The sequence below is a fragment of the Paludisphaera sp. genome, assembly GCF_037189885.1.
In the GTDB taxonomy this organism is placed as follows: domain Bacteria; phylum Planctomycetota; class Planctomycetia; order Isosphaerales; family Isosphaeraceae; genus Paludisphaera.
This window is the reverse complement of sequence record NZ_JBBCIR010000114.1, coordinates 1-9079: the sequence shown is the minus strand read 5'-3', so window position 1 is coordinate 9079 and position 9079 is coordinate 1. Positions and strand designations below refer to the sequence as shown.

The 9079-nt window shown below is 70.5% G+C and carries 8 protein-coding genes; 4 read left to right on the top strand and 4 right to left on the bottom strand.

Going from position 1 to position 9079, the window contains the following annotated elements; all coding sequences use genetic code 11:
- Nucleotides 1-897: 897 nt before the first annotated feature.
- Entirely contained in the window at nucleotides 898-1251 is a 354-nt protein-coding gene (locus WG209_RS24705) for a hypothetical protein (protein ID WP_337177780.1), read from the bottom strand.
- Between the two features lie 391 nt (nucleotides 1252-1642).
- On the opposite strand from WG209_RS24705, the gene lpxB reads away from it, so the two are divergent.
- From lpxB to WG209_RS24690, 3 genes are all read left to right on the top strand, one after another.
- Entirely contained in the window at nucleotides 1643-2872 is a 1230-nt protein-coding gene (gene lpxB, locus WG209_RS24700; protein WP_337177779.1) for a lipid-A-disaccharide synthase, read from the top strand.
- A gap of 105 nt (nucleotides 2873-2977) precedes the next feature.
- Nucleotides 2978-3253 (top strand): DUF1778 domain-containing protein, encoded by a 276-nt coding sequence (locus tag WG209_RS24695; protein WP_337177778.1) that lies wholly within the window; start codon nucleotides 2978-2980, stop codon nucleotides 3251-3253.
- Entirely contained in the window at nucleotides 3246-3782 is a 537-nt protein-coding gene (locus WG209_RS24690) for a GNAT family N-acetyltransferase (protein ID WP_337177777.1), read from the top strand. The genes WG209_RS24695 and WG209_RS24690 overlap by 8 nt, the downstream gene beginning before the upstream one ends.
- Before the next feature lie 963 nt (nucleotides 3783-4745).
- On the opposite strand, the gene WG209_RS24685 is transcribed toward WG209_RS24690, so the two are convergent.
- From WG209_RS24685 to WG209_RS24675, 3 genes are all read right to left on the bottom strand, one after another.
- Complete coding sequence (locus WG209_RS24685; RefSeq protein WP_337177781.1) at nucleotides 4746-5345, bottom strand: IS630 family transposase; 600 nt, start codon at nucleotides 5343-5345, stop codon at nucleotides 4746-4748.
- The gene (locus tag WG209_RS24680) at nucleotides 5342-5716 is read right to left on the bottom strand and encodes an IS630 transposase-related protein (protein ID WP_337177776.1); all 375 of its coding nucleotides are present in this window, start codon (nucleotides 5714-5716) and stop codon (nucleotides 5342-5344) included. The genes WG209_RS24685 and WG209_RS24680 overlap by 4 nt, the downstream gene beginning before the upstream one ends.
- A gap of 209 nt (nucleotides 5717-5925) precedes the next feature.
- Complete coding sequence (locus WG209_RS24675; RefSeq protein ID WP_337177775.1) at nucleotides 5926-7422, bottom strand: hypothetical protein; 1497 nt, start codon at nucleotides 7420-7422, stop codon at nucleotides 5926-5928.
- 184 nt (nucleotides 7423-7606) lie between these two features.
- Between WG209_RS24675 and WG209_RS24670 the strand changes: the two genes are divergently transcribed.
- Nucleotides 7607-8695: a TlpA disulfide reductase family protein gene (locus WG209_RS24670; protein ID WP_337177774.1), complete on the top strand. Its 1089-nt coding sequence runs from the start codon at nucleotides 7607-7609 to the stop codon at nucleotides 8693-8695.
- The last annotated feature ends 384 nt before the right edge of the window (nucleotides 8696-9079 follow it).

Sequence of the window (9079 nt, the reverse complement as noted above, 5' to 3'; positions counted from 1 at the left end):
CCGTCAGGCGACCTCGAAGACCGGGGTGATGGACAGCGTGTCGCCGGGGTGGAGGGCCCTGGGGGCCGCGAACTGCTCGGCCAGGATCAGGGCCCCGCTCGCGGCGCCGACGATGAAGTAGCCGTGGACGACGTCCCCGCTCGCGCCGATCGTCCAGCTCCGCGGGGCGGAGCCGTACCTGGAGTGGGCGACCCGCTCGCGCGAGGACCAAGGGGAGAATCGGCGGGGCCTTCAGAGGCGGCGCGTTCCAGGTCGAGTCCGACACCGACCGGGTGAGCGTCTTCCTCTCGTAGCCGTCGAAGGCCGCCTCGCGCGCCTCGAAGGTGGCGGCCGTGTCGGTCTCGGAGGGGGTGACGGCCGAGTTGAACAGGCCGAGGCGCCAGTCTTCCGGCGCGGCGCCGCCGAGGAGCTCCGTCAGGAGACGGGCGTTGCCCTCGCGAGAAACCAAAAAAGGCATGGTGGGATCACCTCGCGATTCGGGTTGAGAAGATCGAGGACGAGGGCCGGTCGGCCACCTCGACCAATGCGTCCCGAAACCAGTGGCCGAAGTGTCGCGGCATGCGAGGGGCCTCATGAGACGACGATCGAATCGAAGTAGGCCACGCCGTGACCTGTCGTCGATCGGACGCCAGCCTCGGCATCAGCGCCCCGGCCCTCGCCCGCGTCACGGGGGCGAACGTCAGGGTCTCGTAGGCGTTGGGCACCGAGCCCGAGCCGCGCGTCGAGGTCGCGGAGTTCCGAGAGAGCCCGCCCCGGCGCATGGGGGCCGATCGCGAAGCGGCGGTTGAGCTCGAAGCACGCCTCCTCGACCTGGGGATCGAGCGTGGCGATGACGAACTCGACGCCGGAGAGCCCCGAGGGGGAGCGGGTGAGCCTGGGGCGGCCGGGCGGGCCGGATTACATGACGCTGAAGGCCGAGATGCCCCACACTCGGGGGTCGATCGGCGAGCCGAAGACGTTGTCGCCCGCGTTGACCCGCATCGCGGCGTGACCCCACATGGCGAAGGCCGACAGGAAGTCCGTGCCGACCAGCGGCAGGCTGGGATTGCCGTCGCCGTTGCAGCACGCCCGGATCGTGGCGCGGATCAGGTCGCTGGGCTTGTAGGCCGCGGCGTTCGTCGGCGCGACGACCTTGTTGGTCGCCAGGAGCGACTGGATGCCCTTCATGAGCGGCCGGCTGGTCGGGTCGGTCAGGCCGACGCCCTCGCCGTAGTAGACGGCCGACTCGAAGTCGTCCATCACGCGCTGCATCGCCAGCATCCGGTCGCGGTCGAGCGGGGTGGCGTAGACTTGGGGTCGGCCTGGAGGGCCCCGCCGACCTGGTAGGCGTGCCGCACCGTCTGGCAGTACTGCGTGGTCGCGGGGGACCCGGCCGAGGCCGGAGACGTTCGTCTCGGCGCCGCGCAGCCTCCTCGCGGCGTCGCCATCCTCGGACGGTCCTCGAACTCGCGCGCACGGCCGATGAATGAGCCAAGTGCGTGGGGGATCAGGTCAGGACGAGCCTGGGCGGAGCGCCCGACACGGGTCGGTGTAGACGCTGGCGGCGATCGCGTGTAGTAATGACGGCCGCGCGTCCGGCCGGGGTCGGGCGCGCCCGGTCGGCCCGCGCCGACGATCAGCCTCCAGAGCGAGCGAATCACGGATGAAATTCTTCATCTCGGCCGGAGAGCCCAGCGGCGACCTGCACGCCGCCAACCTGATCCACGCCCTGCGCGAGCGCCTGCCCGACGCCGAGTTCACCGGCTTCGGCGGGCCCAGGATGGTCGAGGCCGGCGCGGACCTGAAATACCCGCTGGTCAACCTGGCGGTGATGTGGTTCCTCAGCGTCTTCCAGAACATCGCCACCTTCCTCCGGCTGATCGTCATGGCCGATCGCTGCTTCCGCGACGAGAAGCCCGACGCCGTCGTCCTGGTCGACTACCCCGGCCTCCACTGGTGGATCGCCCGCCGCGCGAAGGCGCGCGGGGTGCCGGTCTTCTACTTCGTCCCGCCGCAGCTCTGGGCGTGGGCCGGCTGGCGCGTGAAGAAGGTACGGAAGTTCGTCGACCTCGTCCTGTGCAGCCTGCCGTTCGAGCCGAAGTGGTACGCCGACCGCGGCGTGCCCCACGCCGAGTACGTCGGCCACCCTTACTTCGACGAGCTGCAGGACCGCGACCTGGACGAGACCTTCGCGGCGTCGCTGGAGATCCCCGGCCGGCCGCTGCTGGCGATCCTGCCGGGCTCGCGGACGCTGGAGTTGAAGCGGAACCTGCCGATCCTCGCCCGCGCCGCGGCCAAGCTGGCGGCGCGACGGCCGGAAGTGCGGTTCAAGGTCGCCTGCCTGCACGAGAAGCACCGCGTGCTGGCCGAGGAGATCATCGCCGAGACGCTCGCCGGGCTGGACGGACTCCCCTCCCCCGACCTGGAGATCCACGCCGGCCGGACCCCCGAGCTGATCCGCGTGGCCGACGTCGCGTGGTCGGTCTCCGGCTCCGTCAGCCTGGAGCTGATGATGGAGGCGCTGCCGACCGTCGTCCTCTACAAGATCCGCCCCATCGACCTGATGATCGCCCGGCCGTTCATCAAGGCGAAGTACATCACCCTCGTCAACCTCCTGGCCGACGCCGAGCTGATGCCCGAATATCTGACGGATCAGGACGTCTCCGACGAACTCGTCCGCCACGCCGATTCGTGGCTGGGCGACCCCGAGGCGATGGCCCGCGCCACCTCCGCCCTGGCCGCCCTGCGCCACACCGCCGCCCGCCCCGGAGCCACCACCCGCGCCGCCGAGCGCATCCTCGCCCGCCTCGGCGCCGACAAGCCGAGCGACGCCGTCTACCGCGGCCCCCACGCCCGGGCCGTCTCGCTGGAGTCGGTCGACGAAGAGGGCTGACCTCTCGACGAAGCATGCCGATAGGCTGGTCCGAGAGGGCGCTACGGCGTAGAATAGGTTGTGTGGCGAATCGCTGTACATGAGGGCGAGCCAGCGGGGACGACGATGATCGACACGCGAGACGCCCGGCTGAACTTCCGGCTGCCTTCGGAATTGAAAAAGGTCATCGAGGAGGCGGCGACCTCGCTGGGTCAATCGGTCAGCGATTTCGCCGTCGGCACCCTCGTCCAGCACGCCCGCGCGGTGATCGAGCATCGCGACGTCACCGTCTTGAGCGATCGCGACCGCGATCGCTTCATCGCCCTGCTGGACGACGCGGACGCGGCCCCCAACGCGGCGCTCGTCGAGGCCGCCGAGAGGTACAAGAAGCACCTTGGGTGACCCCGCCGGCCCCTGGAGTATCGAGAGGCTGGCGGCGCGTCACGACCGCTCGGCCTTCGATTGCGGTCGGCCGACGCTGACCGATTGGCTGAAGCAACGCGCGGCGCAATTCGAGAAACGCGACCTCGCCCGCGCTTATGTCGCCGTGAGGGCCGGCCAGGCCGAGGTCGTCGGCTACTACGCGATATCGAATCATCGCGTCGCGTACGATGCCTTGCCGGCGGACCAGGCGAAGAACCTGCCTCGCCTCAACGTGCCGGTCGTGCTTCTGGGGCGGCTAGCCGTGGATCGCTCGGCCCAGGGGCTCGGCCTCGGCTCGCTCCTGCTGATCGATGCTCTCCGTCGCGCCCAGCATCTCGCCGAGCAAGTGGGCGTCCGGGCGGTCGAGGTCGACGCGATCGACGAGGACGCTCGGCGGTTCTATCGAAGATTCGGGTTCACCCAGCTCCTCGACGACCCGAACCATCTGCTGCTCCCGATGCAGGCCATCGGGAAACTCGGCCTGCCACCGATCGAGGGTACATCATAAGGGAATGTAATCCGACGTGGGCGCGTCGCTCCATCCTCGCCGCGTCGCGGCATGCCGACCGCCTCGGCGCCGACAAGCCGAGCGGGGCGGTCACGGCTTGGCCCCCACGCCCGGGCCGTCTCGCTGGAGTCGGTGGACGAAGAAGGCTGACGGCGGGGCCCCGTCCGCATCGGCCGGTTGGCACCGGAGGAGCCGTCGGAGTACGATGTCTCGGCGGGAGCCGTTCATTTTCCTCCCGGCCAGGCCGGGGCGGCGGTTGGCGCGGCTGCGTCACTCTCCCGACGGTCCTCACACGGATCGCCGTTCATGACGCGCGGATTGATCCAGCTTTCCTTGTGCCTGCTCTGCCTGTCCGTTGTCCCGTCGCGGCAGGAAAACGCCGTCCCTGGCGATGAGGCCATCGCACCCGCAACCGAGCCGTCCTACGCGGGGCGGGGCCTCCGGGCCTGGACGGCCATGCTCGACCACCTCGATCCCATCCGACGCTCTGCGCCGCCAGGGCCCTCGGCGCGATCGGGCCCGACGCCGCCCCGTCGATCCCCGCGTTGACCCGGGCGCTGGACGACCGGCAAGGTTGGGTCCGCACGCAGGCCGCCGAGTCCCTCGGCGAGATCGGGCCGGCCGCGGCGGATTCCGCCCCGGCGATGCTCGACGCCATGCGACGAGCGGGCGGCTTCCAGGGGGGCCTGATCGGCCCATCCATTGCGAAACTGGGGCCGAGCGTCGTCCCGTTGCTCGTGGAGGCGACCCGCGAGGGGTCCCGCGACGTCCGCCGGGAAGCGATCCACGCCCTGGGCCTGATGGGGCCGGAAGCCCACCAGGCCGTCGGCCGGCTCGAGGAATTGACCCGCGGACACGAAGTCTCCCTCGGCATAAAAGCCGCGTCCGCGCTCTGGTCGATCGCGAAGAGCCCGGTCGCGATCTCGATCCTGACCGAGGCCCTGATCGACCACGACCAGTCTGTTAGAGCGGTTTCTCGTCGGGTGTATCGCTTGATCGTCGGGCTGGATATCCGCTATGGCGGAACCAGCCCAGCACGTCGGCGGGGCGCACCGCGCGCAGGGCGTCGCCCATCGCCGCGATCAGCCCGTCGATCGTCCGCGCCTTGGCCGACCGCAGCCACGACTTGAGCTTGGAGAACATCCGCTCGATCGGGTTGAGGTCGGGGCTGTACGGCGGCAGGAATCGCAGCTCGGCCCCGGCCGCGGCGATCAGGCGTGCGGCCTCGACCGTCTTGTGGCACGACAGGTTGTCCATCACCACGACGTCGCCCGGCCGCGGCGTCGGGGCCAGGCATCGCTCGACGTAGGTCTCGAACGCGGCCGAGTCGGTCGCCCCGTCGAAGGCCAGGCAGGCCCCCACGCCGCCCAGGCGGACGGCGGCGGTGAGCGTGACGACCTTCCAGTGGCCGTGCGGGACCGGGCCGTCGACCCGCACGCCGCTCGGGGCCCGGCCGTGCGTCCGGTCCATCGCCGTGCTCGCCCCGGTCTCGTCGACGAACACGAGCCGGGCCGGGTCGACGTCCGCGAACTCCTCGCGCCAGGCGGCCCGCTCGGCCTTCAGCCCGGGCCGGTCCCGCTCGGCCGCCCGCCGCGACTTTTTTTGCGAGTGATCCCCAGCCGCTTCAGGGCCCGGTGCACGGCCGAGGCGCGGCAGGCGACGCCGGCGGCGTCGGCAAGCTCGCGCGGGGTGGCGTCGTCGTCGGCCCGGACCGCCTCGCGGAGCCGCCTGTCGGCCTCGGCGTCGAACGCCGGGGCCCGGCCGCCGCCGTGCGGTCGCGGGGCGATGGAGCCGGTCTCGCGCCGCTGCCGCATCAGCTTGCGGATCCAGGCGACGCTGACGGAGAAGCGGGCGGCGATCTGCTCGCGGGTCGCGTCGCCCGCGTCGCAGGCCGCGGCGACCCGCTCGCGGAGGTCGGTCGAGTAGGCTTTCAAGGCGGGGCCCTCCATAGCCCCACGAAGATAACCGCGTCAACCGCCACGGTCGACAAGAAACCGCTCTAAAGGGCCTTCCGGGGCCGTCGGCGTGGGCAGGGATCCCGAACTCCAAAGCTCCTGGGGCAAGCTCCCCCTCATCTGACTCCTTCGGAGTCTGTCTTCCCCCACCAGGGGTGAAGAACTTCACGACGGTTCCCCGCTCCTCGTCAGTCGGCGAACCGCAGGGCGAACAGGTCGGCGTCCTTCATGACGAAGCGGAGGCGGACGGGCTGGCCGGCGAGGGAATCGAGGCCGCCGGCGAAAGCGACGGGGCGCTCGATCTCGTTGCCGATCAGCTCGGCGCAATCGGCCAGGGCGAAGCCGGGGATCGGCGTCCCGTCCGGGCGCTGGATCTCCACCCGGATCCCGCCGGCGGCCGAGGTCGCGAAGTTCAGCAGCAGGCGCGAGCCCCGGAACGTCAGCGGCTTCGTGGTCATCTCGCCGCCGTCGTAGTCGGCGTGGACGGAGGCGAAGCCGTCCAGCCGCATGCCGTAGCGCCGGAGGTGGGCCGTCGGCTGGCCGTATTCCTGGTTGACGTACAGCGACATCTCGTCCGGCCCGGTCTGGACCACGTTGAGCGCCGGGTAGTTCGTCCGCGAGGTCCAGTTCCCCGGGCCGACCCCGGGCGCGACGAACGCCTCCATGAACGAGCGGTCGTACACGTTCCCGCCGCGAGTGCTCATCAGGATCGCGTCGGAGACGTCGTTGAAGTAGCCCGGATCGACGCCGATCGCCTTCGCCTGCTCCGCGGTGATCGCGCGACGCCCCGGCATGAAGCGGGCGGCCGTCGCGATGTAGACGTGGGGGGCGCGGAAGTACGGGTGCGTCTGGTTGGTGTAGAGGTGCTCGACGGGCGCGGGCTCGCCGTCGCCGCGGCGGTACTCCATCAGCGTCGGGTTCCGCCACGCGAGGAAGTCGTCGCTCTCCACGCGGGCGATCCGCCGCCGGTCGTCCCGGAAGACGCGGTAGTACAGCAGGTATTTCCGCTCCGCGTCCGACCAGAAGGCGACGTTCTGGGAGTCGAACACATAGGCATCCCCCCCGGCGTCGACCTGGACGTCCTCTCGCGTCAGGACGGGGGCGTCTCGCATTCGCTTCCAATGGACTCCGTCGGGGGAGGCGTAGGCGGAGAGGCCCTGCTCGTGGACGCCACCGATCGCCTTGTACCTCTCGGCGGGGTCGACGCCCGGGCGGGAGTCCAGGAACGGGGCGAAGTTGTGGGTGACGGCGGCGGCGTCGGCCAGCACGATGTTGGTCGTCGGCTCGCCCGCGCGGGGGAAGAGGTCGAGCGCCGGCTTCGTCCAGCGGACGCCGTCGTCGGACTCGGCCAGGCAGATGACCTGCACCGGGTCCGAGTCCTTCCGCACGCCCCCCGCGCCCATCCCGCGATAGTACGCCCGGTACTTCCCGTCGGCGTGGATGATCGTGACGTACGCGGCGAACGTCCCCTCCCACGGCCTGTCGAAGGAGAGCACCGGGCCGCGATCCACCGGGCGATGCATCCGCAATTCCGCCCCCGAGAGCGTATCGATCAGGTGACGGTCGACGAACAATTCCCGACGTTGGCCGACGTCGACCGCCTCGGGGGGCTCGGCCCGCGCCGGCGAGGGGGCGGCCACGAGCGGGATCAGGGCCAGGAGCGTCGTCGCGAGGCGTCGGGTCATCGTCGTGGCTCCCATCGTCGGGGGTCTGTCCGTCGGGACTCACCATCGTCGGGGAACCGGGGCCGCGGTTCAACCGGGGATCCCTGATGACCCCCGGGGGGGTCGGGAGTTACGATCGGAGGTCGACCGATCGCGAACCGCCGCGGGCGTTTCCGACCCGTTGCCCCAGACCAGAGGGATTTCGATGAAGCTCAAGCTCGCCGCGACGACGGCCCTGGCCGCGCTGGCCGCCTTCGCCGTCCCGGCCCGCGCCGACCTGACCGTCGGCGACGCGGCCCCCAAGCTCGAAGTGAAGGAGTTCATCAAGGGGGAGCCGATCAAGGCCCTCGAACCGGGAAGCATCTACGTCGTCGAGTTCTGGGCGACCTGGTGCGGCCCCTGCCGAGCCACCATCCCGCACCTGAGCGAGCTGCAGAAGAAGCACAAGGACGTCAAGTTCATCGGCGTCAGCGTGTGGGAGCAGGACCAGGAGGCCATCGCCCCCTTCGTGAAGGAGATGGGCGACAAGATGGACTACCGGGTCGCCGTGGACTCCATCCCCGAGGGGAAGGAAGCCGATGACGGCGCGATGGCCACGAACTGGATGAAGGCGGCCGGCCAGAACGGCATCCCCGCCGCGTTCATCGTGAACCAGGATCTCAAGGTGGTCTGGATCGGCCACCCGGCCGAGATCGACGAGCCGCTGGAGAAGGTCGTCTCGGGCGATTGGGACCTGGCGACGGCCGTCGCCGAGGCCAAGAAGGCCAAGGAGGAGCAGGAGAAGCTGACGAAGATCCAGGGCAAGCTCCAGAAGGCCCTCCAGTCCGAGGATCCGAAGCAGATCCTCGAGGTCATCGCCGAGGTCGCCAAGGAGGTCCCCTCCATCGAGCCGAGGCTCGCGCCCATGAAGTTCGGCGCCCTGGTCCAGACCGGCGCGGAGGACGAGGCCCTGGCGACCGGCAAGAAGCTGCTGGAAGGCGAGGCCGGCGAGAACCCCGGCGCCCTGAACTTCATCGCCTGGGCGATCGTCGACCCGGACAACAAGGCCAAGCCCGGCGCCAAGCTCGTCGCCTTCGCGCTCGAGTCCGCCAAGAAGGGGGACGAGCTTGAGGACGGCAAGAGCCCGTTCCTGGCCGACACCCTCGCCCGCGCCTACTTCGTTTCCGGCGACATCGCCAAGGCCGTCGAGACCCAGCAGCGGGCCGTCGACCTCGCCAAGGGGACCGAGCTGGAAGACGACGACACCCTCAAGGACCGGCTGGAAGAGTACAAGAAGGCCGCCGCCGGCAAGTGACGGCGAACGGCGGGGGCCGCTTCCCTCAAGCGGCCCCCCAAACGTCCTTCCCCCCGGGTGGGGGAAGGTGGCCCGAAGGGCCGGATGAGGGGGCGCGACCATGAGCCGCGGTTCATGAGCCGATGGCCCGGATCGGGGGGCGACGCCGGTCGCCCCCTCATCCGGCCTTCGGCCACCTTCTCCCACGAGGGTGCTCTGTCGAAAAGAGGCCGTAGAGGCTCAGGCGGCCGGGGCCGGGCCGGTGCCCGGAGAGGCGCGGGCGGCGTCCCGTTCGCGCCTCTCCGCATCGCCGACGAGCAGCAGGACGTCGTGGACGACGCACCGCAGCAGCAGCTCCCCGACCTGGTTCGTCCACTTCGTCGCGCGCAGGGCCGAGCCCATCAG

Excerpts from the sequence above, each read along its gene's own strand:
- WG209_RS24705 (WP_337177780.1), bottom strand. The coding sequence starts at position 1,251 with ATGCAGCGCGTGATGGACGACTTCGAGTCGGCCGTCTACTACGGCGAG.
- lpxB (WP_337177779.1), top strand. The coding sequence starts at position 1,643 with ATGAAATTCTTCATCTCGGCCGGAGAGCCCAGCGGCGACCTGCACGCC.
- WG209_RS24695 (WP_337177778.1), top strand. The coding sequence starts at position 2,978 with ATGATCGACACGCGAGACGCCCGGCTGAACTTCCGGCTGCCTTCGGAA.
- WG209_RS24675 (WP_337177775.1), bottom strand. The coding sequence starts at position 7,422 with ATGACCCGACGCCTCGCGACGACGCTCCTGGCCCTGATCCCGCTCGTG.
- WG209_RS24670 (WP_337177774.1), top strand. The coding sequence starts at position 7,607 with ATGAAGCTCAAGCTCGCCGCGACGACGGCCCTGGCCGCGCTGGCCGCC.